The 21,625-nt window shown below is 60.5% G+C and carries 26 protein-coding genes; 15 read left to right on the plus strand and 11 right to left on the minus strand.

All coding sequences use genetic code 11. From position 1 onward, the window contains the following. The first annotated feature begins 43 nt into the window (after positions 1-43). On the plus strand, positions 44-937 hold the full coding sequence (locus DWV00_RS12310; RefSeq protein ID WP_115533829.1) for a LysR family transcriptional regulator: 894 nt from the start codon (positions 44-46) through the stop codon (positions 935-937). Positions 938-990: 53 nt separating this feature from the next. Here DWV00_RS12310 and DWV00_RS12315 read toward each other — a convergent pair whose 3' ends face one another. From DWV00_RS12315 to DWV00_RS12330, 4 genes are all read right to left on the minus strand, one after another. Further along, positions 991-1,956: an alpha/beta hydrolase family protein gene (locus tag DWV00_RS12315; protein WP_115533830.1), complete on the minus strand. Its 966-nt coding sequence runs from the start codon at positions 1,954-1,956 to the stop codon at positions 991-993. Between the two features lie 86 nt (positions 1,957-2,042). After that, positions 2,043-2,438, minus strand: coding sequence for a VOC family protein (locus DWV00_RS12320; RefSeq protein WP_115533831.1), 396 nt, complete (start codon positions 2,436-2,438; stop codon positions 2,043-2,045). Next, positions 2,422-4,299: a M3 family metallopeptidase gene (locus DWV00_RS12325; RefSeq protein WP_115533832.1), complete on the minus strand. Its 1,878-nt coding sequence runs from the start codon at positions 4,297-4,299 to the stop codon at positions 2,422-2,424. The genes DWV00_RS12320 and DWV00_RS12325 overlap by 17 nt, the downstream gene beginning before the upstream one ends. Before the next feature lie 57 nt (positions 4,300-4,356). Continuing rightward, entirely contained in the window at positions 4,357-4,983 is a 627-nt protein-coding gene (locus tag DWV00_RS12330; RefSeq protein WP_115533833.1) for an NADPH-dependent F420 reductase, read from the minus strand. Between the two features lie 82 nt (positions 4,984-5,065). Here DWV00_RS12330 and DWV00_RS12335 point away from each other — a divergent pair, with 82 nt between their 5' ends. From DWV00_RS12335 to DWV00_RS12345, 3 genes are all read left to right on the plus strand, one after another. Then, the gene (locus tag DWV00_RS12335; RefSeq protein ID WP_115533834.1) at positions 5,066-5,449 is read left to right on the plus strand and encodes a winged helix-turn-helix transcriptional regulator; all 384 of its coding nucleotides are present in this window, start codon (positions 5,066-5,068) and stop codon (positions 5,447-5,449) included. A gap of 221 nt (positions 5,450-5,670) precedes the next feature. Next, positions 5,671-5,991 carry a pyrimidine/purine nucleoside phosphorylase gene (ppnP, locus tag DWV00_RS12340; protein WP_115533835.1) on the plus strand — a complete coding sequence of 107 codons (321 nt, stop codon included), beginning with the start codon at positions 5,671-5,673 and terminating at the stop codon, positions 5,989-5,991. A 92-nt stretch (positions 5,992-6,083) separates the two neighbouring features. Next, positions 6,084-6,764 (plus strand): YceH family protein, encoded by a 681-nt coding sequence (locus DWV00_RS12345; RefSeq protein WP_115533836.1) that lies wholly within the window; start codon positions 6,084-6,086, stop codon positions 6,762-6,764. Between the two features lie 67 nt (positions 6,765-6,831). On the opposite strand, the gene DWV00_RS12350 is transcribed toward DWV00_RS12345, so the two are convergent. Continuing rightward, the gene (locus tag DWV00_RS12350; RefSeq protein WP_115533837.1) at positions 6,832-7,953 is read right to left on the minus strand and encodes a histidinol-phosphate transaminase; all 1,122 of its coding nucleotides are present in this window, start codon (positions 7,951-7,953) and stop codon (positions 6,832-6,834) included. 455 nt (positions 7,954-8,408) lie between these two features. Here DWV00_RS12350 and DWV00_RS12360 point away from each other — a divergent pair, with 455 nt between their 5' ends. Next, on the plus strand, positions 8,409-9,056 hold the full coding sequence (locus DWV00_RS12360; protein WP_115533839.1) for a DsbA family oxidoreductase: 648 nt from the start codon (positions 8,409-8,411) through the stop codon (positions 9,054-9,056). A gap of 36 nt (positions 9,057-9,092) precedes the next feature. Here DWV00_RS12360 and DWV00_RS12365 read toward each other — a convergent pair whose 3' ends face one another. Then, positions 9,093-9,926, minus strand: coding sequence for an oxidoreductase (locus tag DWV00_RS12365; RefSeq protein ID WP_115533840.1), 834 nt, complete (start codon positions 9,924-9,926; stop codon positions 9,093-9,095). A 163-nt stretch (positions 9,927-10,089) separates the two neighbouring features. Between DWV00_RS12365 and DWV00_RS12370 the strand changes: the two genes are divergently transcribed. Beyond that, positions 10,090-11,007, plus strand: coding sequence for an AraC family transcriptional regulator (locus DWV00_RS12370; protein WP_115533841.1), 918 nt, complete (start codon positions 10,090-10,092; stop codon positions 11,005-11,007). Between the two features lie 37 nt (positions 11,008-11,044). Here DWV00_RS12370 and DWV00_RS12375 read toward each other — a convergent pair whose 3' ends face one another. Beyond that, positions 11,045-11,896 (minus strand): helix-turn-helix transcriptional regulator, encoded by an 852-nt coding sequence (locus DWV00_RS12375; RefSeq protein ID WP_115533842.1) that lies wholly within the window; start codon positions 11,894-11,896, stop codon positions 11,045-11,047. 36 nt (positions 11,897-11,932) lie between these two features. Next, positions 11,933-12,490 carry a carboxymuconolactone decarboxylase family protein gene (locus DWV00_RS12380; RefSeq protein WP_115533843.1) on the minus strand — a complete coding sequence of 186 codons (558 nt, stop codon included), beginning with the start codon at positions 12,488-12,490 and terminating at the stop codon, positions 11,933-11,935. Positions 12,491-12,853: 363 nt separating this feature from the next. Here DWV00_RS12380 and DWV00_RS12385 point away from each other — a divergent pair, with 363 nt between their 5' ends. From DWV00_RS12385 to DWV00_RS12400, 4 genes are all read left to right on the plus strand, one after another. Then, positions 12,854-13,057 carry a cold-shock protein gene (locus DWV00_RS12385; protein ID WP_115533844.1) on the plus strand — a complete coding sequence of 68 codons (204 nt, stop codon included), beginning with the start codon at positions 12,854-12,856 and terminating at the stop codon, positions 13,055-13,057. Between the two features lie 235 nt (positions 13,058-13,292). Continuing rightward, positions 13,293-13,562 (plus strand): translation initiation factor IF-1, encoded by a 270-nt coding sequence (gene infA / locus DWV00_RS12390; protein WP_115533913.1) that lies wholly within the window; start codon positions 13,293-13,295, stop codon positions 13,560-13,562. A gap of 205 nt (positions 13,563-13,767) precedes the next feature. Next, positions 13,768-14,781 (plus strand): tryptophan--tRNA ligase, encoded by a 1,014-nt coding sequence (gene trpS / locus DWV00_RS12395; RefSeq protein ID WP_115533845.1) that lies wholly within the window; start codon positions 13,768-13,770, stop codon positions 14,779-14,781. Positions 14,782-14,924: 143 nt separating this feature from the next. Beyond that, positions 14,925-15,371 carry a hypothetical protein gene (locus DWV00_RS12400; RefSeq protein WP_115533846.1) on the plus strand — a complete coding sequence of 149 codons (447 nt, stop codon included), beginning with the start codon at positions 14,925-14,927 and terminating at the stop codon, positions 15,369-15,371. 37 nt (positions 15,372-15,408) lie between these two features. Here DWV00_RS12400 and DWV00_RS12405 read toward each other — a convergent pair whose 3' ends face one another. Together DWV00_RS12405 and DWV00_RS12410 are read right to left on the minus strand one after the other, a co-directional pair. Further along, positions 15,409-15,963, minus strand: a complete 555-nt coding sequence (locus tag DWV00_RS12405) for a hypothetical protein (protein WP_245964841.1) — start codon at positions 15,961-15,963, stop codon at positions 15,409-15,411. A 314-nt stretch (positions 15,964-16,277) separates the two neighbouring features. Further along, entirely contained in the window at positions 16,278-17,519 is a 1,242-nt protein-coding gene (locus DWV00_RS12410; protein ID WP_115533914.1) for a glycosyl hydrolase family 28 protein, read from the minus strand. Positions 17,520-18,005: 486 nt separating this feature from the next. On the opposite strand from DWV00_RS12410, the gene DWV00_RS12415 reads away from it, so the two are divergent. The 4 genes from DWV00_RS12415 to DWV00_RS12430 all read left to right on the plus strand — a co-directional run bounded on the left by DWV00_RS12415 (position 18,006) and on the right by DWV00_RS12430 (position 20,414). After that, positions 18,006-18,299, plus strand: coding sequence for a DUF1330 domain-containing protein (locus tag DWV00_RS12415; RefSeq protein ID WP_115533848.1), 294 nt, complete (start codon positions 18,006-18,008; stop codon positions 18,297-18,299). Positions 18,300-18,599: 300 nt separating this feature from the next. After that, positions 18,600-19,715 carry an alanine dehydrogenase gene (gene ald / locus DWV00_RS12420; RefSeq protein WP_115533849.1) on the plus strand — a complete coding sequence of 372 codons (1,116 nt, stop codon included), beginning with the start codon at positions 18,600-18,602 and terminating at the stop codon, positions 19,713-19,715. 102 nt (positions 19,716-19,817) lie between these two features. Beyond that, the gene (locus tag DWV00_RS12425; RefSeq protein ID WP_115533850.1) at positions 19,818-20,012 is read left to right on the plus strand and encodes an oxidoreductase-like domain-containing protein; all 195 of its coding nucleotides are present in this window, start codon (positions 19,818-19,820) and stop codon (positions 20,010-20,012) included. 21 nt (positions 20,013-20,033) lie between these two features. Next, a complete protein-coding gene (locus tag DWV00_RS12430) occupies positions 20,034-20,414 on the plus strand; it encodes a hypothetical protein (protein WP_115533851.1) in 381 nt (126 codons plus the stop codon). Here the strand turns inward: DWV00_RS12430 and DWV00_RS12435 are convergent. Beyond that, positions 20,400-20,612 (minus strand): hypothetical protein, encoded by a 213-nt coding sequence (locus DWV00_RS12435; RefSeq protein WP_115533852.1) that lies wholly within the window; start codon positions 20,610-20,612, stop codon positions 20,400-20,402. The genes DWV00_RS12430 and DWV00_RS12435 overlap by 15 nt on opposite strands. A gap of 186 nt (positions 20,613-20,798) precedes the next feature. On the opposite strand from DWV00_RS12435, the gene DWV00_RS12440 reads away from it, so the two are divergent. Next, entirely contained in the window at positions 20,799-21,446 is a 648-nt protein-coding gene (locus DWV00_RS12440; RefSeq protein WP_115533853.1) for a VC0807 family protein, read from the plus strand. The last annotated feature ends 179 nt before the right edge of the window (positions 21,447-21,625 follow it).

Below are 21,625 nucleotides of genomic sequence, written 5' to 3' on the forward strand. Positions count from 1 at the left end.
GCTAGACGTAAAATACGCTAAGACTTATGAGTGGAGTTCATCAATGCTGCGCGAAAACGTCACTGACATTCTGGCCTTCATCGCGGTGGCGCGCGAAGGCAGTTTCACACGCGCCGCCGCCAAGCTCGGCGTGTCACAAAGCGCGCTCAGCCACACGCTGCGCGCGTTGGAAGCGCGCATGGGCGTACGGTTGCTGGTGCGGACCACGCGCAGCGTCGCGCCAACGGCGGCCGGAGAACGTCTGCTGCAAACCGTCGCGCCACGTTTCGAGGAAATCGAGAGCGAGCTGGCGGCGATCGTGGAAACCCGCGACAAGCCGGCCGGCACGATACGGATCACCACGACCGACTATGCCGCCGATACCGTGCTGTGGCCGCGCCTATCCAAGGTGCTGCCGGAGTATCCGGACATCAAGGTCGAATTGGTCGTGGACTATGGCCTGTCGGACATCGTGGCCGATCGCTACGACATCGGCGTGCGCTGGGGCGATCAAGTGGCGAAGGACATGATCGCCGTGCGCATCGGGCCCGACGCTCGGCTCGCAATCGTCGGAGCCCCGGCGTACTTGGAGAAACATCCGGCTCCGAAGCAGCCGAAAGATTTGCTCAAACACAACTGCATTACGCTGCGGCTACCCACGCGTGGGGGCCTCTACGCATGGGAGCTCAAGAAAGGTAAGCGGGAAATGCAGGCCCGCGTCGACGGACAATTCACGTTCAATGGCGCATATCAGATGCTGAACGCGGCTATCGACGGTGCGGGCCTGGCCTTCATTCCCGAAGATCTCGCGCAGCCTCACGTGGAGGCCGGGCGGCTTCAGTGGGTATTGGAGGACTGGTTCCCAACCTTTCCCGGGCTGCACATCTTTTATCCCAGCCGCCGCGAATATTCGAAAGCGCTGTCGGTTGTCGTCGACGCGTTGCGCTGCAGCGCATAAACATTCAACCGCAACGCCCCGCTCGATCCGTTCGATCCACTCCTGCGCGGCTGCTATTGCAAATGCGTTTCAAAAAATTCAAGCGCCTCTTGATCGAACGCCTTGTGAAAGGTCACGCGGTCGAATCCCTTGGCATCGACACAAATCGTCGGCGCATTCTTCGTTAGCTGCGCGGGACAAGGCGCAAGAAACGCGAAATGCGCTGCGTCCGGTACCGTGTGGAAATCCGGCTTGTTCGGAAGCTCTTCGTCGAGAGCAGTCATCGTCTCCGGAAGCACACCGTCTCCGCCGAACTGAGAAGCCCACAGTTGAATCGGCGCTTTGACGTCTCTCAAACTCTTCGCGGTGGGAAACTCGTCGAGCGGATCCGCGAGGATGTAGGCCTTGATCCGCGGATCATGCGTCAACGGCCCTCGAGGCACTTCCTTGCGCCGCAGCTGCTTGCAAAGCGGGATATTCTGATCGGGGCAAGGCACATCCGCATGAAGGAAGTCCGGGTTGCCCCCGGCCAAGACGAGCCCCGTATACCCGCCACGCGAGAAGCCGAAAAAGCCGATCTTCGTCGCATCGATCCGGTGCGCGTCGGGCGCGGCGCGAAGCATGTAATCGATGAGCCGCTTGATGTCGGTCGGACGCTCGACGAATACCGACAATTCCGCATTGCGGCTCATATCGGAGAAGGTATCGCCCGGATGATCGATCGCGGCAACCACGAACCCCGAATCCGCCAACGTTTCGGCTAGATCATGGTGATTGAGGAGCGATCCTCCATGCCCGTGCGAGATGACAACCAAGGGGAGCTTGGTTCCAACCGTGGGACAGTTGTGCCGTCCTTGGAGAACATAAGGTCCGATCGTCATCGATTGAGCGGCAGTTGCGCACGGTGTCCACACCAACACCTTCAATGCCGGGCCGTTCGCATCGGCCGGAATCTGAGCGAACTTGATCCCCGCAGCCTGTGAGACCGTCGCGGAAAGGCAAAGCGAAAACCATAGCAATACCGTCAATACGAATCTCATGTGACCCCCGAATGGAAATCCAGCCGCGACATTATTTCATTCGATCGAGAATAGCAATCTCCATCGCCGAACATTAAACCCGCTCGCTACTTTCGCTCGTTCCAAGCACCGTTTTGCAAAACGATTCGGTAACCGTCCGGATCGGCGTATGTCCGCCCCGATACGTCCCAGTACGGATTGAACGAAGTCACGTGGGCGAATCCGTTTTCGGCAAGGCGATCGCAGGTCGATTGCCACTCCTGCCAATCCGGCAGGTAAAACACCAGCAGGTCTTCGTTCGTCGGACTCGGTGCTACCGGGTGCGTGCTGCAGTGAGTGAACTCGAAGTGGTAGTCCATCCCTGGGCTTCCCAGCATGACGCCGTCGAAGCCTTGGTGATTCTCGAAGCGAGCGAGCACGGCAACGCCAAGCCCGGCGCAATACATGCGTTCGGTGCGAGCCAGATCGCTAACGGGCCTGGCGACTCTAAGATGCGTTTGCATGAAGCGATCTCTCGGAATAGCTTTCGATCCAGCGCTCGAAAGCGTTGCACATGGCCGGCAAGGATTCGTCGTTGTCTGCGATTCGTTCACTCCCGTGAACTAGGGAGATATTGGCATCGAGATCGTTCGATACCCACGAGTCCTCATCCTTTCCACCGCGAAGAAGCGTATCCGACGCTTGACGCCAGGCATCGTCCGGGGACCGATTGCATTGCGCGGCAAGATACGATGGACTGAGCGGCTCGCCCGTCAATGCAATCAAGGTCTGATCGAGTGTCACGCTATTTCCTGGCGCCCAGCAGTGCGTCGCGAGCAACCGTCCGACCTCAGGATTGTCGACTATATAGCCCAGCGCCCGCGTCAAGTAAGCACGAGTTTGAGCGGCGGCTATCTTCGCCAACAAGTAGCCGTGGTAGTACACCGCCATATCGTGATAGATCGGGTGCGGTGTTGCCAGAACGTAGTCGGTGTGCCCGGGAATGCCGAGAATTCGTTCCGTCACCGACCTTGCAAGCGCAAGCACCGAGTCTGGCGTTCGCTCGGAGTCGTCCATGCAGTACAGCGCCCATTCGAAATACGTGGGTATCAGATCGCGGCGCTCCGTGTATGCGAGGTAGGCCTGGCGAGCTTCCACGCGTGCACGAATCAATTCGTCGGGCATCGGGTTTCCGGCCGCATCCTTTGCATAGCGTTTCAACCAGCACGGATCGGATGGCAACGCGTCGAAGAATTTGGCCTGCGCTTCCAGCAATGCGGGAGAACTGGGTGGAAACTCCTGCGAAAAACACGGCGAGTTCATGTCCACGTTCGCGAAATGCGCGGCATGTCCGGCTTCGTGAAACAGCACCGTCAGCCCGCGCAAGCCTGCTCCCGGCTGCGACGGCCGCGCCGTCGACGTGAAGCGAACGTCCGCCGCTATCGGGCCGAGATTGTCGTCGCGATAGCCAGGCGTCGGCGCGATGCAAAAGCCGGTGGGGAATTTGCCTTCGCGCTCCAGCAAGTCGATCTCGATCCGCGCTCCACGGTACGAGACGCCCATGCGCCGAAACGATTCGGCCCAGCGCTCGGGGGCTTTGCTCAATGGAAAGTAGGCATCCCCTTGCTCGGTCGTCCCGCCCTGCATTGCGTAGCTTAGGTTCTGCGGCAGCAATGCATCCCGGCCATGCTTTTCGACCACGCGATTCAGCGAAGCTTGATGTGCATCTCGAGTGCTTCGCTCGAATTCGTCGAAAACAGCGAACAACTGCTCGGGCGCCATGCCGCTGTGCGTCTTCAGCCGGTATTCGAAGAAGTTGCGGTAACCGAGTTCGCGCGCCAGTGCATTTCGCTTACCCACGATATCGGCGAAACCGCTCGATGCGACCCAATGTTCCAAACTATGCAAGGCGTCGTGCGCACTCTTGCGTGCGGACTCGTCCGGGTTCGACGCAAGATTGTTCCTCAGGGCCGACGGGGATGCGTTCACCCGTAAGCCTTCGGCGTTGATATGTGTCATCTTGTACGCCTGCCTTCTCGCGAACAAATCGGCGTCCAACGCCGTGAGTTCGCTCAGCATGCATGCAGCTCGATCGGTTGGGATTGCATTGGCTTCGAGGACGTTGATCCATCCTTGCAGGCCCGTTACGAGCGCGTCGCGCTCGGCGGAAGGATCGGCCGAGAGAACACGCGCGAAATGTTCGCGCGCCTGCACGAGGCGCGAAGCGTCGCCGGAAAACATCTTGCGATTCAGCGTTGCCTCGGCCAATGCATCGTGCGCGTCGCTCTGGCCGGTATAGACAGACCAGTAAAGCTCTCCCTCCGTCTTGAGAAGCTGGCGATATCGTTGATTAAGTTCGTCGAAAAACGAGCGAGCGTGGTTCATTGGAAGGGGTCGCCTGCAGCGCGGCGCGGTATCTGCTTTGGGGTTGATTTTTTATCGTTAAGTGCGCACTTGATGGTACACGAATGCGGCGTTTGTCCCACCTCCTCGCACCACGGCAATTGGGATATTCAGGTGTGCCATTGCCTCGAGATAGCGCGCGTTGCGTAAGGGCCCGGTAACGATAGGCGCGAACCCCGCACTGGCCGCCATATCCGCGACGGTCGCATTGGCTTGCGCATCGTCGCCCGCGATGAATGCCGTCACCGCATGCCCTACCCGGTCGATTCGCTGAAGCGTCATCACGTCGGCAAACACTGTGTTGAAGCACTTCACCAATCGTGCTCGAGGCAGCAAAAGGCCGATCTCGTCAGCGGCGGATCTGTCGTCGCCCAGGGGCAGCGGCGACCAATCATCCTGCAGCGCATTCGTCGCATCGACAACGATCTTCCCGGCCAGCGTCCCTGCCAGTGGCGGCAATACGTCCGCGCATGCTTGATACAGAATGCCGATGATGACGACATCTCCGTGCGTGGCGGCTTCTTCCAAAGAAGCGACTCGGTAGCGCGCGTGGGAGCGCACTCTCGCCAAATCGCGCAGCCCGACCAGGACATCGTGCCCCGCCGAGACCAGCAACTCGGCCAAATTCCCCCCAAAATTTCCGTCACCAAGCAATGCGATCTTCATGATGAAGTTCCTCGTCGTTGATTAGGCGGCATCATTCTTTCAGCCGCGGTTCCCATAATCAATTAGGTACCCAAAGGTAACCATGTCGAAGAAAATCGAACTGCCGCCGGACGCGTTCCTGAAAGTCTGCGCATCTCGCGCCGTGTTGTCGCGCATCGGGCAGAAGTGGACCGTACTGGCGATGGTGGCATTGCAGGACGCACCGATGCGCTTCGGTGCGATAAGGCATCGGCTCGAAGGCGTCTCGCAGAAGATGTTGACGCAAACGCTACGCGCGATGGAACGCGACCGCTTGATCGTGCGAAACGTCTACGACGAATTGCCGTTACGTGTGGAGTATGCGTTGAGCCCGCTGGCATGCACGCTTCTTCCGCTGGTCGTCTCGCTAAAAGCGTGGGCGGAAGATGCGCTTAAGGCAATCGAGACGAACAACCGTGCTTTCGATCAAAAGCACGGGAAGGAATGATGCAACCGCGGGAGTGCGCGGTGAGCGACGGACGGTGGGTGCCCAAGGGCATTCTTCCGCTCCAGTGTACGGTTCTCGGCTAGCAAAGGGATCGGATCGCCCGGCACCAACTACCGGTATGATGGCAGGTTCGCGCCGCCCTCGACGCCCGCGCGCAAATCGCGCGCGGAGCCAACGCGGCGCAGCATCACTCATTCACGAAAACACAGAGGAAGACCGCCATGACGGCAGCAGCGCAATTCGACCAGGTTTCCGTTATCAAACGAGCCAACGTCTACTTCGACGGTAAGTGTGTCTCGCACACGGTTCTCTTCGCCGACGGCTCGCGCAAGACGCTCGGGGTGATCCTGCCGGGCACGCTCAACTTCGGCACCGACGCGCCGGAACTCATGGAAGTGCAAGCCGGCCAATGCCGCATCCGCCTCGAAGGCAGCGATCAGTGGGCAACGTACGGCGCGGGCGAATCGTTCTCGGTGCCCGGCAAGAGCCGCTTCGACATCGACGTGATCGAAACGCTCGACTACGTCTGCAGCTATCTGTAACACGCAATAACGCACGTATCGGACGATGTGCGCAACTTCGCGCGCATCGCCCGCTATCATATCGATTCCCCCTGACCGTCCGTCGCTGCGCCATGGCCCAACCTATTCGCGAACTCACCCCCCTCGAAGCCCGCGTCCTCGGTGTGCTGGTCGAAAAGCAGCACACGGTTCCGGATACGTACCCGCTTTCGCTGAACGCATTGACCGCCGGCTGCAACCAGAAAACCGCACGCTCCCCGGTCATGAGCGCCATCGAGCCTGACGTCCAGACCGCAATCGACGGGCTCAAACGGCTGAGCCTCGTCATGGAAGCCAGCAGCAGCCGCGTGACACGCTACGAGCACAACATGAATCGCGTGCTCGGCATCCCTAGCCAGGCGGCCGCGCTGCTGACGATCATGCTGCTCCGAGGCCCACAGACCGCGGCCGAATTGCGGATGAACGCAGCTCGGCTTCACGGCTTCGCCGACAATTCATCCGTCGAAGCGTTCCTCGATGAACTCGCGGCGCGCGAGCCCGCGCTCGCGGTGAAGCTGCCCTGCGCACCCGGCGAACGGGAAAGCCGCTGGATGCATCTGATGTGCGGCGAAGTGAGCATCGAGCAATTCGCCACCGCGCGCGAATCCGCCGGAGAGTCGGTTTCGTCCGGCGAACTCGAGACGCTGAGAGCCGAGCAAACGCGCCTGGCCGCCGAAGTGGTCCGACTGCGGGCACTCGTCGAACGCATGGCGGCCGAACTAGGGATATCCATCGATCGACCGGAGCAGGATTGACGGGCTCGCGATCGCGGCCACAAGACCCACGCCGATCCGCGCCGGCGTGTCGCGCCAACCGAGCGAATCACTTCAACGGATAGCAATCGATCGCGGCCAGCAACGCAGCGCGGAACGCCCGCATTTCCGCCGAGGTACCGATCGACACGCGAAGATACCCCTGCGGCCCTGCCTCGCGAATGAGCACCCCGTTGCGCAGCAGTTCGGCCCATACCAGATGCCGGTTCTCAAACCGCCCGAACATCACGAAATTGGCGTCCGAGTCCGGTACTTCCAAGCCCTGACCGCGAAGCCAAGACACCGTTTCATCACGCTCCGATTTCAGGATCCCGACCTGCGACAGCAATTCGTCGCGGGAAGCAAGCGCGACACGGGCAGCGGCTTGCGTAAAAGCGGATAGATGGTACGGCAACCGAACCAGCTTGATCGCATCGATTACGGCCGGCGCGCACGCACAGTAACCTACGCGCCCTCCCGCAAATTTGAATGCCTTGCTCAATGTACGGGAGACGATCAGCCTAGGGTTGCGCGGCAACAGCGTCACCGCGCTCGGAACGCCGCGACGCCGAAATTCGGCGTACGCCTCGTCCACGACTACCATGCCTCGCGTCACGTCGAGAATGGCCTGGATCTCCCCGATCGAAAGCGCTGTTCCGGTCGGGTTGTTCGGCGAAGTCAAAAAGATCACGTCCGGCTGCAACGCACGGATCGTAGCGATCGTCAGGTCGAGATCGACATCGAACGTACCGGTCCGAGGTAGCGTGTGCAATCGCGTGAAGGTCGTGCGGCAATACTCTTCATACATGGGATAGCCCGGCGTCAATGCGAACGCCGTACGCCCTGGGCCGCCGAACACCTGGAGAATTTGCTGAAGCACTTCGTTCGAGCCGTTACCGGCCCATACCTGACTGCAATCTAGCGTCACACCGGTATCGTGCGTCAGATAGGCTGCCAGGCTGCCCCGCAATTCCATGGCATCGCGATCCGGATATCGATGCGCGTTCCTCGCGACGTCCCACATCGCGTCGGCGATACGCGTCGACAATGACGCGGACGGCGGATACGGGTTCTCATTGACGTTCAGGCGCACGGGCACGTCGAGTTGAGGCGCGCCGTACGCGCGCTGTAGCTTGAGATCCTCTCGAACAGGCAAATCCGAAAAGGAGATCGCGTCCCAGGGTTGTTGCATGATGCCGCTCCGAATGTTGAATGCAACGTTGCACTGCGCATTCCAAGGGAGCCTCGGCCTCGATTCCTTCCGATTTCAACACACGACATCGAAAAAAAAGGCGCCGAAGGCGCCTTGGTCGTTTTATCGGTGGATGAAGAGACCGATCAATGATGCAGATATAGCGGACCACGGCGCGATGACGAGCGACCGTGATGGTGATGCCGGCTAGAAGAGAGGTTCTGAACATTCATGCGGCAATGATGGCATACCTCGAAGCAAATTAGAAGCCAACCGTCGACGACACGAAATGTGGCCAAGCCGGACAGGAAGCCGCGGTCACGGCCGCAACCGCGGCTCGGCCTAAGGCGCGGGGCGGGCTCCTGCAGACATCGGCGATTCGCGTTACGCTGCAAGCACGCTGGCTGGCGCAAAGCCAACCGAGCAATTCGACAGGTCACCTTCGGAAGGTAGCAATGACAGCACAACCGATTCAAATCGATTTCGTCTCCGATGTCGCATGCCCATGGTGTGCGATCGGACTCTCCTCGCTTCAGCAAGCCATCGCGCGCCTTGACGGCGAGGTCGATGTGCGGCTCGCCATGCATCCGTTCGAACTGAATCCCACGATGACGCCCGGAGGCGAGGACGTCATCGATTATCTCGGGAAGAAATACGGCCGCACGCCGGAACAGATCGCCGAAACCCAGACGATGATCCGCGAGCGCGGTGCGGCGGTCGGCTTCGAGTTCGGTTCGCGCGCACGCGTCTACAACACCTTCGACGCTCACCGTCTGCTGCACTGGGCGGGGATCGAGGGAAAGCAGGCACCGCTCAAGATGGCGCTGCTGCAGGCATACCATACCAACGGAAAGGATCCGAGCGACCATGGCACGCTGATCGAGGCGGCGCAATCGGTCGGACTCGATGCTGCGCAGGCCCGCGAAGTGCTCGAAAGCGGGAAATTCGCCGACGAGGTTCGCGCCGAAGAACAGGAATATCAAGCCATGGGCATTCAGTCGGTGCCGGCCATCATCTTCAACCGCCGCTATCTGGTGAGCGGCGGACAGCCGGTGGAAATCTTCGAGCAAGCGATCAGGCAAATCGCCTCCGAAACGAAGTAATGGCGGGCCGGTTCGGCTGCGAGCGCGCCTGCGCTTTCAGCCGTCGGTCGAAACGGTAACGGCCTCCCACGCGCGAATCTCCTCGGCCAACGCCGATAGCTTGTCTCGCACGAGCCCGAGCGCATCGCTACCAAGCAAGAGGTGAGTGGGTGGGCAGTCCGCGGCAATCGCGGCAAGCATCGCGCACGCCGCCTTTTGGGGGTCGCCCAATTGCTTGCCGCTTTTCTCTTCGCGCGCCTTGCGGATAGGATCGAAAATGCGGTCGTAATCCGCAATCGAGCGGGGCGTCCGCGCCATCGAGCGGCCGGCCCAGTCGGTGCGGAACGAGCCCGGTGCCACCGCTGTCACGGCGATGCCGAAAGGCTTGACCTCCTTGCCGAGCGCCTCGGAGATCCCCTCCAATGCGAACTTGCTTCCGCAGTAATAGGCAATTCCCGGCATCGTGATGTGCCCACCCATCGACGTGATGTTTAGGATATGGCCGCGTCGGCGCTCACGCATGAAGGGCAAGACAGCCTTCATCATCGCGACCGTTCCGAATACATTCACATCGAACTGTCGACGCATCTCCGACAGCGGCGATTCTTCCATGATGCCTTCGTGGCCGTAACCGGCGTTGTTGACTAGGACGTCGATCGGCCCCACGCTCGCCTCGATCTCGGCCACGATGCCGCCGATGGCATCGAAGTCGGTCACGTCGAGCACACGTGCGAATGCGGCATTCGCGAAGAGCGCCTCGAAATCGCGTTTCGCCTCGGTGCTTCGCACGGTACCGACAACTTTGTGCCCCACTGCGAGGGCCTCTTTGGCAAGCGCGCGGCCAAAGCCGCTGCTGACGCCGGTAATGAGCAGAGTCTTGCTGGATGACATGGCGGCTTCTCCTGAGTATCTATTGGAGAGTGCATACTAGTATTAGTATCGAGGCCGAATAAGCCATGTTGCGCTGTTTTTCTTGCACAAAGCTATGAATACGAAACACGCCCCCGCTGCCGCTAGTCACCCCTCGGATCCCTCCTCTCGCAGCCGGAACCGCATGGTTGCCGTGCTGCGCGCATTGGCGCCGGAGGAGGGCTACAACCTGACACCGCTGCCGAGCGTCCGTATCTTGCGTTCGAATCGAGCGCTGTCGCGCACGCCGGTTCTATACGATCCCGGCATCGTGATCGTTTGCCAGGGCCGAAAGCGCGGCTATTTTGGCGACCAGCTCTATCTGTACGACGAGCGTCACTACCTAGCCGTATCCGTGCCGGTTCCGTTCACCATGGAAACCGATGCGACGCCGGAGCACCCGCTGCTCGCACTGTATTTGCACCTCGATTTCGCACTGGCCGCCGAACTAGCGGCGCAGATCGATCGGGAAAGCGTAGCAACGCGGATGCGGGCACAGGTGCCGCAAAGCATGATGTCGACGCCGATGGACGAAGCAATGCAGACATCCGTGTTGCGCTTCCTCGAGGCTATGCATCAGCCGCTGGAGGCCGCAGTGTTAGGTCCTGGGTTGTTGCGAGAACTGTATTTCCGGGTGCTTACCGGGGCACAAGGCAGTTCGATGCGGGAGGCTTTGGCGATGCGTGGGCAGTTCGGACGGATAGGTAAATCGCTCCGCCTGATTCATGCCGGCTACGCGCAATCGCTCGACGTGGCGCAGCTCGCGGGAGAAGCGGGGATGAGCGTGCCGAGCTTTCACAGCCACTTCAAGGCGATCACGCAGGTGTCGCCGATGCAGTACTTGAAGTCGACACGCCTGCATCAGGCTCGCCTATTGATGGTGCGCCGGGACCTGACCGCGGAAGCGGCCGGCCACGCCGTGGGTTACGCGAGCCCATCGCAGTTCAGCCGGGAATTCAAGCGGCTCTTTGGCTTGACGCCGGCGGCGGAGGCAAAGCGTATGCGCAAGCGCTTCGCGATTCCTGAAGCGTTCGCCGACGCGGCGTATGTTTCGTCGCATTGAGTTTGGCGAGATTCGCTTGAGTCATTCATTCTGCCGCTCACCGCCTTTGCTCGAGCTCCGCCAACAACTCCCGATGGCGCTCTTCAGTCTCGTCATCCGCGGGAAACATGCATTCCAATCGCAACTCCTGCGCCGCAACATTCTGCGGAGCCCCGAGGGTCGTGACCATCGAGAAATAGCGAAGCACGACGCCATCTCTAACGAAGCCTATCGGAATGACAGGCATCGTCGGCGCAGCGGACGATGCCTGATGCGCCTTCCAATCGCGAGGCACGCCCGGATAGGCAAGCAGTTCGTCGAGCAGACGCCGCGTGCCGGCGTCGACCACATGACCGACCGACTCTCGATACACGCGTTGCAGCAAGCTTCGCGAAACCATCTCCCAATCCGCCACGAACGGACGCATCCCCCGCGGATCGAAAATCAGATGCAGCATGTTGCGCGGACCTTCGCGCGAGGCCATATCGACGAAGCATCCGAAGAAGCGCGGCGCCGCATCGTTGGTCATCAAAACGTTCCAATGGCGATCCATCACGATCGCGGGAAACGGCTCATGCTGACGAACGACCCGCTCGAGCGCGCGGATTACGCTATGCATCTCCTGTGCGTTCCAGGGCGCCTCCGAATACACCGGCGCGTAGCCGGCGGCAAGCAGCAGCGCATTGCGCTCGCGCAGCGGGACATCGAGTGTCTGCGCAAGGATCAGCAGCGTCTCGCGTCCAGGCGCGCTGCGCCCGCTTTCGATAAAACTGATCTGCCGCTGCGAGACGCCGGCCTCGAGCGACAGATCGAGCTGACTCACGCCACGCAGGTCGCGCCAATAGCGCAGCAAGTCACCGAGTTCGCTCTGCGGCGCTTTGGAATCGGAACTAGACCGGGTGGCGTTCATCGGATCTCCTAACTTCGATGGATCGAAAGGGACGACTCAGTGCGCCGGCGCATGCCAGGCAAACTCCTCGAACTGCGCTTCGAGCGGCGGCCGCGTGACGCTGCTGGTGTAGTTCGTGATCGTCGATGCGGCCACCACCGCGATCACATCCAGTAGCTGCTCGGCGCTGAACCCTGCCTCGAGAAAGCGCCGCTGGTCCGCTTCGGCCAAGCGGCCACGCTTTTCTATCAGCGCGCGAGCCAACGCCGAAAAGGCGGCGAGGCCAGCGTCGGCAGGCAAGGCGCCGCGCCGGATCGCATCGACGTCGGCAGGATGCACGCCCTCCTTCAACGCGAGCATCGAATGAAACGCGGCCGGCCATTCACTGGCGTTGGTGACAGCATTGGTCAGCAAGAGCGTCTGAATCTGCGGCTCGGTCAAATCGCTTCCATGCACGCGCTCGAACAGGCCGATGAAACCATTGATCAACAATGGCGAGGTGGCCATTTTCGCTGCGATGTTCGGGATCTGGCCGAACGTCTGTTGCACTTTCTCGAGCACGGGCTTCGATTGCGCGGGGGCGGATTCGATCGTATGAACGGGATAGCTGGACATGGTATCTCCTGGGTGGTGAGCGCTGCCGGAATGGCAACGCGACAACCGAAGCGTAGAGACGGCCGATCATCGGGCCAATTACATCCCATGTAATCACCGCGCGGCGGGACCGGCGGCGGCGGATGCGAAGGACTTGCCCCGCCCTCTCCCATACGGCCCCGTATCCCAACGGGGTGTGATCGCAAAGAAATCGCTTGACGCAATGCAACATGTCGCGTAGTGTAAAATACCTAAGTTTCAAAAACGCCAGACTGCTCATCATGCGCCGCCATCCGCGGCTCTCGTTGGTCTATCCTTCTTGATTCTTCATCCGTCCTTGCTTCGAGGGCGTGCATCTTTATTCGTCAGCTTAAGGAATATCTAGTGGAAACCGGTACTGTCAAGTGGTTCAACGATAGCAAGGGCTTTGGCTTCATCACGCCGGACAAGGGTGGCGAGGACCTCTTCGCACACTTCTCCGAAGTGCGCGGCACGGGCTTCAAGACGCTTGCGGAAGGCCAGAAGGTCACCTACGAAACGAAGCGCGGCCCGAAGGGTCTGCAGGCTTCGAACATTACCCCGCAGTAACGCTGTCGCTTTCGGATGGCGCCGCCCGCTCAGGCGGCGCCATCCTCCCGCTTTGAACCGTGGCGGTCGTACGCCACGCGTGCCAGCCATCTTCCTGCACCCCTGTTTCCGCTGCGCCCGCAGGCCGGACAAGGCACAACGTGCAACATCACCCCGCGTGAACGCGAGGCAGCAAGCGACGGCATGAGCCGACGCCCCGCATCGACGCGGCACTATGCTCACTGGAGAAATCGATTTGGCAAAAGAAGAGCTACTGGAACTAGACGGGGTCGTCGACGAAGTGCTGCCTGACAGCAAGTACCGCGTCACGCTCGAGAACGGCGTGGTGGTGAGCGCCTATGCATCGGGACGCATGCGCAAGAATCACATCCGGATTCTCGCGGGCGATCGCGTCACGCTGGAGCTGTCGGTCTACGATCTGTCGAAAGGACGGATCAACTTCCGGCACAAGGATGAACGTGCCACCGGCGGTGGACAGCCGCGCACCAATACGTACCGCCGATAAGCCTGAGCGGATCTAGTTTTCCGCGTCGTATATACTCACCCCATGGAAACGAAACCGATCTCGCTGAAGCTGCACGGTTGGTGGCACGCCTAAATCCGGCGGCCCGTTTTTCCACGCATATCCCAAACGTGATGCCGCCAGTCTAGGCGGCATTTTCGTTTCTGCGCTAACGGCTGGCGGCCTCGCAAACATAAGGCTCCAGTCCATGACACAGTCGAACCGCCCCACAATTCTGACCGGCGACCGGACGACCGGCCCGCTTCATCTCGGCCACTATATCGGCTCCTTGCGCGCTCGAGTCCAGCTTCAGCATGAAGCCCGGCAGTTCCTGCTTCTCGCCGACACCCAAGCGTTGACCGACAACGTCGGCAGACATCGGAAAGTCACCGAGAATGTCATCGAAGTCGCGCTCGACTATCTCGCCGTCGGCATCGACCCGACGAAGTCCACCATCCTCATCCAGTCGCAGGTGCCGGAACTGGCAGAGCTGTCGCAGTATCTGCTGAACCTCGTGACGGTCGCTCGCCTCGAGCGCAATCCGACAATCAAGGAGGAAATTCGCCTGCGCGGGTTCGAGCGTGACATCCCTGCCGGTTTCTTGACGTATCCGGTCAGTCAAGCGGCCGATATCACGGCGTTCAAAGCCACGCACGTGCCGGTAGGCGACGACCAGCTACCGATGATCGAACAGACCAACGAACTCGTGCGCCGATTCAACAACACCGTCGACCGATCCGTACTGGTCGAATGCGAGGCCGTGCTGTCGAATGTCACGCGATTGCCCGGTATCGATGGCAAAGCCAAGATGAGCAAATCCCTCGGGAACGCCATCACGTTGGGCGCTACTCCCGACGAGATTACGAAGGCGGTCAACGACATGTACACCGATCCGAACCACTTGCGCGTCAGCGATCCGGGGCGGGTAGAAGGCAATGTCGTGTTCGCTTTCCTCGACGCATTCGAACCCGACGTACGGAATGTGGACGAACTCAAATCGCACTATCGTCGAGGGGGACTCGGCGATAGCGTGGTCAAGGGCGTGTTGAACGAGCGGCTCCAAGCGCTTATCGAACCGATTCGCACGCGTCGTCGCGAACTCGAAGCAGACCGCGGCGAGGTGCTCTCGGTCCTGCGCCGCGGCACGATGCGCGCGCGGGAAGTGGCCGGAGAAACGCTGTCCGACGTCAAAGCCGCGATGGGCCTGAGCTACTTCCTGTAGCCGAGCCGTTGCTTTCGGCAAAGTCCGGATATACAACGGCGCGATGAGTGCCGACCAAATCGCGACACTGGCACAATCATAGTAAGCTGCGGCAATCACCTTTACATCCAACGCACATCGAACCACGCCTCGAGACCTGAGCCATGCAAGTTTCCCCGATCACACTGACTACGCCCGCGCCGACGCTGAGCAACTCCGATAAGCAATCGTCATCGTCGAATTCAGGAAACGACACGTCGACGAAGGTAACGAGCGCCGCCGGCGTTTCGGGTGACGCGTCGGCCAAATCCGGCGCTGCTCAGTCGAATGCGAGCGCGAGTGGGAGTGCGAGCACGCAATCGTCTGTCATCGATCAGTTGAAGTCGATGATCGAGGCGCTGCAAAAACAGCTTACGCAATTGCAGCAACAGGTCGCACGCGCGTCGGCGCAGCAAAACGCCCAGCAAACAACCGCGAGCAATTCGACAGTGCAAGGGCTGATGGCGCAAGAGAGCGCCGTTTCGTCCGCGCTCCACACGGCACAAGCACAGCTGGTGCAGGCCATGCTGTCGTCCGGCAAGACGACCGGGCTCGTATCGGCTCAAGGGTAACAAGCCGTCGTAGCCCTCGACGTAACGCGCGCCAAAACTAGCCGCTGGGGGTGGGATTTTCTATGAAGCGTTGCGGCCTTGCACGACGCAACGTTTCATAGCTCGTGACGGCCTTTTCGAAGACACCCAGCAAGTACCGGCGGTGACGTTCCTCGTCACTCGTGCTACGCCAATGCGGGACCGGATATCGAGGCTCGGTCGCCGACGGGACCGGCGATTGCGCGTCCTCTGCGCGCTGACGCCACTCCGCGATTGCTTGATCCAACCGAGCATCGTCGTTCTGATACCAGGCTTGCGCAACTTGCTCGCCCAGCATGCTTTGCCGCAGGCGATCGCGCTGCTGACGCCAAACTTCAATACGTTCGACATCGACAGTCGACGCATCGATAGCACCGAAATGCTGAGCCGCGAGCAAATCGTCGTGGGCTTTCATGTAGGCCTGATAGCGTTCGACGATCTGCATCGCTTCGCCGTATGCGGGCGACGGCAGGCTGCGCTTCAAGTAGGCTTTCAATTGATCCGCCCGATCGCCGTCCGTCTTTTCCAATAGGAACGAATCGATCAACTCCAGCAAGGCGGAATTCGCGATCAATTCATGATTTTCCGTCAAGGCTAGGCCCGGTTCGGAAGAACGATCGTGCGATGCGGCGTTGGATGGGTCTCCGGCGCCGAAAGCGGAAGCGGCTTGGCCAACAGAGGACGATCGACGAGCGGCATTAGGCTCCGGCGCCACATGCCGCTCATACGCGATTCCGAGCGACAAGCCGACGGCTGCCGCTGCAACGAGGCACATCTTCAGCCTAAAGCTGCCCTGTCCGGTTTCGCCAAGAACCATATGTCTGTCGTGCCGGCGCCATGCAGACGGGTCGCGGGTCGCCCCGTCGCATCGCTATCGCTATCGCTGGGTCAGAACGAACAGCTCGGTACGCTTCCGCTCGTCGTGAAACTCGACGTGGTTACGCCGGTGCCGGACGGTTTGTCGTTCGAGTTATCCAGGCCGACGGTGGCGTACTGATCGCCGCTTTGAGCAGTCGCGTCCAGATCGACATTGGCAAGCCACGCACCGACCGGGTAGCTCGAATTGCGTCCGTCGATCTTCGTGTACGCACCCGACACCGATTCGGTCGAATAGACGCCATTGACGAGGATGTTCGACAACGACGGACTGCCGCCGGTCGAGCACGTGTTGTAGTTGGTATCCATGACGATCAAGTGCTTCACGTTGGTCATGCAGGTGTCGATATAGCTCACCTGCTTCACCGTCAGCGAACACGGTCCGGTCTTGACGTTGATCCCGTTGGCGTCGGTCGATGCCGTGCCGCTCAGATCGTTGCCATAAACGTAGTTGTTCTTGAACAGAATGTTCGACACCGTGTTCTGGTCGATGCTTCCCACGGAAAGCCCATGCGTACCGTGCAGCCGAGTGTTCGAGACGGTGACGTTCGAGATGTTTCCGGAGTTCGTCTTCACCGCGATGCCGTCGTCGCCGGCCTCGATGTCGGAGTTCGTCACCGTGGCATTCGTGAGGCTGTCGATGTCGATACCGTCGGCGTTCTTGCGCGTCGCCGGGGTACGTATCGATACGCTCCAGGCAGTAAAGCCGTTGCCGCCTTCGACGTACAGGTTCGGATGCGCGGCCTGCGCCAGCGTCACGTTATAGACGATGAAATTGGTGATGTTGCTCGCTTGTACCAACCGAGGCGTGCCGGAGATGAGATCGCCCCGGCCGTCGACCGTTCCCGGTCCCATCAACGATGCGTTCGTGCCCGTAAACGCGAGCAGGTTGGCATTGCTGGAGTAGTTGTTGCCGTAAAGGGTCGTCCCCGACGCGATCACGAGGCCTTCGCCGTTGATCGTCAAGCTGCCGGCATAAAAAGCATCGTTGGAGCCGGACGCAGCCAGCACCACCGACTTGCCGGTGCCCGCGCAGGCATTCAGCGCGTTCTGGATGTTGGTCGTATCGTCGCTGGTCGGGGGCGACGACCGTTGCGAGCTGGAGAATCTCGCATTGATCGTTTGGCACACCGTGGGATAAGCGGGCTGCGTGACGGTTCGGCTGTCGCCGGTCGCCACGGTTTGAGCATCGGCGGCCCCCGCGGCGAGACAGAGCGCGGCAATGAGCAGACTGGCCTTGCATGTGTTTTTCATCGGATACCACTCCTGTTGGCGACAAATTCCGTTCGGGCGCGGATTCATGGCTCCGCGTTGTGATTTACGGCAAAGACGGGAGAAGGCTGCCGGGAATCTTAGCCTTGACCTACCGCGCGTAGAAGGTACGGTTTGGCGGAACAGTGCATCAGGAAAGCCCTACCGGATAGCCTCAACGTCGCTTGTTTCGAGCATAAGATCGCCTGATTTTGTGCGACGTCTACTTGCTCGGCGCTAGCGTTCACTCGGGGTGAAATCCCGAACGCATTTCGGCATGCCGACCGGCTCCGCGCGCGGTGGTCCAGGCAATGCCCTGGAATCCGTTGCCGCGGATTCACAGTACGAGCGTCATCTTCAGACTTGGGAGGGCCCACATGCGCCTATGACTACTACGGCGAGGCGCTGAATCGGGTCTTGGCGCGCGTTCAGAGCCGAAGCTGAACCGAGCCAAGCCGCTTACCCTGCTTACCGAATGGGAGTTCAAGCATGAAGGGATACTGGATCGTTTTAGGGCAGGACGTGACGGATCAGGTGGCGCAAAAGCAATACGTCGAGCTATGGGCGCCGATCGCCGAGAAATATCAGGCCAAGCTCAAGCTGCTCGATGCCAGCGTCGCTTTGAAGGAATCGCTCGGCACCCGGCGCGTCATGGCAGTGGAATTTCCGTCGTATGCGGCAGCGAAGGCTTGCTACGAGGAAGCCGCATATCAGAATGCGAAGGAATTCGCCGTTCGGGCTTCGAAGCGCGAGCTGCTCATCATCGAGGCAGATCTGGCCTAGCTGCCAGGGCGTAGCGGCGGGTGCGGGAAGCCCGTTCTCCGAGGCGCTTGCATCACGCCCTCTCCCGCTCAGCGCACCCGTCCCGCCGTTTCCGAATGACGGCCCACGGCGTTTGCGCATCTACGTGGACGGCAAACGCAAAGCGCCGAAATCCGATGTAAAGCACCCATAGCGAACGCTCCGGCCTTCGCTGTGGGCGATACATCGGCGTAGTATGTCGATCAGCAGGAGACATCACCCACGCCACAAGCCTGGGATGAGAATTCGATCGATCGATTCCGTACACGGAGGAGGTGCATCATGCTGGTCGGCGTTCCCAAGGAGATCAAGAACCAGGAGTACCGCGTGGGCCTTACCCCCGCCGGCGCACGCGAACTGGTCGGCCGAGGCCATCAAGTACTCGTGCAGAAGGATGCCGGCGCAGCCGTCGGCCTACCCGACGATGCCTATGCCGCCGCAGGCGCCACGATATGCGGCGACGCACAAGAAGTCTTCGCGCGCGCCGATATGATCATCAAGGTCAAAGAGCCTCAGGCCGTCGAGCGCGCGATGCTGCGGCACGGCCAAATTATCTATACGTATCTCCATCTCGCCCCCGACCCGGAACAGGCAAACGATCTCATTGCCTCCGGCGCCGTCTGCATCGCTTACGAGACGATTACCGGCGCGGGCGGCGGCCTCCCCTTGCTCGCACCGATGAGCGAAGTGGCGGGACGGATGTCAATCCAAGTTGCCGCGGCGCAGCTCGAGAAACCGCGCGGAGGAATGGGCCTGCTGCTTGCCGGCGTGCCCGGCGTCGCGCCCGGACATGTCGTCATCATCGGCGGCGGGATGGTCGGCACGAACGCGCTGCAAATGGCCATCGGCATGGGGGCGCGCGTCACGATTCTCGATACGAACGTCGAACGCCTGCGTCAGTTGGATCTGATTTTCGGCAATCGCATTTCGACCATGTTCTCGAGCACGGATGCCATCGAGCGATGCGTCGCAAGAGCCGATGCCGTTATCGGCGCCGTGCTGATTCCCGGTGCAACGGCGCCGCGGCTCGTCACGCGCGACATGATTTCGACGATGAAGAAAGGGGCAGTCGTCGTGGATGTCGCCATCGATCAGGGCGGGTGCTTCGAGACCTCGCATGCGACGACTCATGCCGAGCCGACGTATATCGTCGACGGCGTCATTCATTATTGCGTCGCCAACATGCCGGGCGCCGTCGCGCGCACGTCGACGTTCGCGTTGACCAATGCAACACTCGGACACGCCATCGCACTCGCAAGCAAGGGATGGAAGCGTGCCATGGCCGACGACCCGCATCTGCGAGCCGGCCTCAACGTGTGCGAGGGACATGTCACGTACGAAGCCGTCGCAAAGGCACTCGGTCAGCCGTACGTGCGCGCGGCGGATCTGCTTGCGTAGCGAGTCGTGGAGGAGTTGGAATGGGCGCGGTGCGAGAGCGACTTATACTGAGCGGCTAAGTGCTCGTATTCACCAAATCAGAAGCCGAACCGAAACAGCGCCGTGCCCAAAGCTTCTCGTCAGGATCCTTCTCACGACGATCCTCGTCCCACACCGCCCGAGCGTCCAACGCAAGACGAGTGCTGTCATAGCGGCTGCTCGCCTTGTGTCTTCGATCTCTATGAAGAAGCGCTCGAGCGGTACGAAGCGGCGCTCGCCGCGTGGGAAAAACGTCAGGCTGCGCGCAAGGCGCGTTGACGATCGGCACGAAATCCGCCCATGCCCTCGACTATTCGCAACTCGCTCGCCTGGATCCTAGATGCGTTCGAACGCGATCCGACCTATGTTCATAAGCGGATGTTCAGCTCCGACGCCGCCTATATCGATGGACGCCTGTGCATTACCGTAGGCGATCGCGACGAACCCTGGAACGGGATGCTCGTTTGCACGTCGCAAGACCATCACGCGTCGCTGATGGCGGAGATGCCCGCACTGCAGCCGCATCCGGTGCTAGGCAAGTGGCTGTATGTTTCGCAAAGCGACCCGGCGTTCGAATCGGTCATAGAGCGTGTCGTTTCGCTCGTGCTTGCCCGCGATCCGCGAATCGGCGTAGAGCCTAAGCCTAAGCGAAGCCGCAAAGCGGCGTTACCGAAAGCCTGACGTTCGAGCATCGTGGGGTTCTTCCGCGGCCAGCGTAAGCCAAACGACGCAAAGCGCCGGCTTCATCACGAGGTGAGAGGGATGCCTTTCGTGATCGGAGCGCAGAATCGTGACGCCGTCGATGGCGGTCACGAACGGACTTTCGCCGGTTTGCTGCTCGGTGTAGCGCTTGACGCCTTCTATTAAAGCATTGGTCATAGATACCCCATGCGGTCTTGGCGTCATGTTACTGCGTCTCTCGGCCGATCGTCCGCGGCCGCTACCAATGGGCTCGGCCGCAAGCCGAAATGAATTGCCCCCTTTAGGATTAACACCTGCCCGTCTTTTATACTTCGCTCAACAGCCAGACCGCCATCGGCTACCTTCCCACAAATATCGCTCGCTATGAAAATCAGGACCGGCACCGTCCTCGAGATCGTCGTCAACCTCTTTCTGCCCTGGCTGGTCTATCGCCTGGCGCTGCCCCATCTCGGCTCGCTCGGCGCGCTCTATGCCTCCGCCGCGCCACCGCTCGCGTGGAGCCTCCTCGAATTCGCCAAGGTGCGCCGTGTCGATGCGCTCAGCGTCCTCGTGTTGCTGGGGATCGCGCTGTCGATCTTGTTGATGGCGGTTGGCGGGAGTCCACGGATTTTGCTCGTTCGCGAATCGCTCGTATCAGGGCTAATCGGCGTCGCGTTCCTGCTCTCGCTGCTGCGCGAGCGGCCACTCGTCTTTTATCTTGCTCGCGCGACCCTCGCACGCCAGCAGGCAGACGGCGGCGACCGCTTCGAGACGGTTTGGCGCGAGCGGCCTCTCCTTCGCGCGAACCTGCGGATGATGACTGCTGCGTGGGGCGCGGCGCTGACAGCGGAGACGTTGCTCCGCTGCTGGCTCGCATGGCACTGGCCCGTCGAAAGATCGCTCGCCGTGCTGCCGATCGTCAGCTACGGGATTTACGGAGTGCTGATGGTTTGGACGCTTTGGATGCAAAAACGCATGAAGGCGCGGGAACGGGCGGCGCAACAGGACGCGGCGGCACCGACTCGGTTCTAGGAAGCGCCGTGAAGCAACTCGCAGAACTGCGCGAAATCGAATGATTTTCCGCAATCTTTATTTAGCACCACTAACAAAATAACCAGCTTCCTCATCGATTGATCTCCTCACAAATTGGGGTTTTTCGCGCGCCCAGCCTGCAAACTTTCGGCGAGTTACCGTACTGTTATATCTTCGCC

Source organism: Trinickia dinghuensis, from assembly GCF_003367175.1.
GTDB classification, from domain to species: Bacteria; Pseudomonadota; Gammaproteobacteria; order Burkholderiales; family Burkholderiaceae; genus Trinickia; species Trinickia dinghuensis.

Bases quoted from the DNA above. Each gene is read 5' to 3' on its own strand.
- DWV00_RS12310 (WP_115533829.1), top strand. From the start codon at position 44: ATGCTGCGCGAAAACGTCACTGACATTCTGGCCTTCATCGCGGTGGCG.
- DWV00_RS12315 (WP_115533830.1), bottom strand. From the start codon at position 1,956: ATGAGATTCGTATTGACGGTATTGCTATGGTTTTCGCTTTGCCTTTCC.
- DWV00_RS12320 (WP_115533831.1), bottom strand. From the start codon at position 2,438: ATGCAAACGCATCTTAGAGTCGCCAGGCCCGTTAGCGATCTGGCTCGC.
- DWV00_RS12325 (WP_115533832.1), bottom strand. From the start codon at position 4,299: ATGAACCACGCTCGCTCGTTTTTCGACGAACTTAATCAACGATATCGC.
- DWV00_RS12330 (WP_115533833.1), bottom strand. From the start codon at position 4,983: ATGAAGATCGCATTGCTTGGTGACGGAAATTTTGGGGGGAATTTGGCC.
- DWV00_RS12335 (WP_115533834.1), top strand. From the start codon at position 5,066: ATGTCGAAGAAAATCGAACTGCCGCCGGACGCGTTCCTGAAAGTCTGC.
- ppnP (WP_115533835.1), top strand. From the start codon at position 5,671: ATGACGGCAGCAGCGCAATTCGACCAGGTTTCCGTTATCAAACGAGCC.
- DWV00_RS12345 (WP_115533836.1), top strand. From the start codon at position 6,084: ATGGCCCAACCTATTCGCGAACTCACCCCCCTCGAAGCCCGCGTCCTC.
- DWV00_RS12350 (WP_115533837.1), bottom strand. From the start codon at position 7,953: ATGCAACAACCCTGGGACGCGATCTCCTTTTCGGATTTGCCTGTTCGA.
- DWV00_RS12360 (WP_115533839.1), top strand. From the start codon at position 8,409: ATGACAGCACAACCGATTCAAATCGATTTCGTCTCCGATGTCGCATGC.
- DWV00_RS12365 (WP_115533840.1), bottom strand. From the start codon at position 9,926: ATGTCATCCAGCAAGACTCTGCTCATTACCGGCGTCAGCAGCGGCTTT.
- DWV00_RS12370 (WP_115533841.1), top strand. From the start codon at position 10,090: ATGGTTGCCGTGCTGCGCGCATTGGCGCCGGAGGAGGGCTACAACCTG.
- DWV00_RS12375 (WP_115533842.1), bottom strand. From the start codon at position 11,896: ATGAACGCCACCCGGTCTAGTTCCGATTCCAAAGCGCCGCAGAGCGAA.
- DWV00_RS12380 (WP_115533843.1), bottom strand. From the start codon at position 12,490: ATGTCCAGCTATCCCGTTCATACGATCGAATCCGCCCCCGCGCAATCG.
- trpS (WP_115533845.1), top strand. From the start codon at position 13,768: ATGACACAGTCGAACCGCCCCACAATTCTGACCGGCGACCGGACGACC.
- DWV00_RS12400 (WP_115533846.1), top strand. From the start codon at position 14,925: ATGCAAGTTTCCCCGATCACACTGACTACGCCCGCGCCGACGCTGAGC.
- DWV00_RS12410 (WP_115533914.1), bottom strand. From the start codon at position 17,519: ATGAAAAACACATGCAAGGCCAGTCTGCTCATTGCCGCGCTCTGTCTC.
- DWV00_RS12415 (WP_115533848.1), top strand. From the start codon at position 18,006: ATGAAGGGATACTGGATCGTTTTAGGGCAGGACGTGACGGATCAGGTG.
- ald (WP_115533849.1), top strand. From the start codon at position 18,600: ATGCTGGTCGGCGTTCCCAAGGAGATCAAGAACCAGGAGTACCGCGTG.
- DWV00_RS12430 (WP_115533851.1), top strand. From the start codon at position 20,034: ATGCCCTCGACTATTCGCAACTCGCTCGCCTGGATCCTAGATGCGTTC.
- DWV00_RS12435 (WP_115533852.1), bottom strand. From the start codon at position 20,612: ATGACCAATGCTTTAATAGAAGGCGTCAAGCGCTACACCGAGCAGCAA.
- DWV00_RS12440 (WP_115533853.1), top strand. From the start codon at position 20,799: ATGAAAATCAGGACCGGCACCGTCCTCGAGATCGTCGTCAACCTCTTT.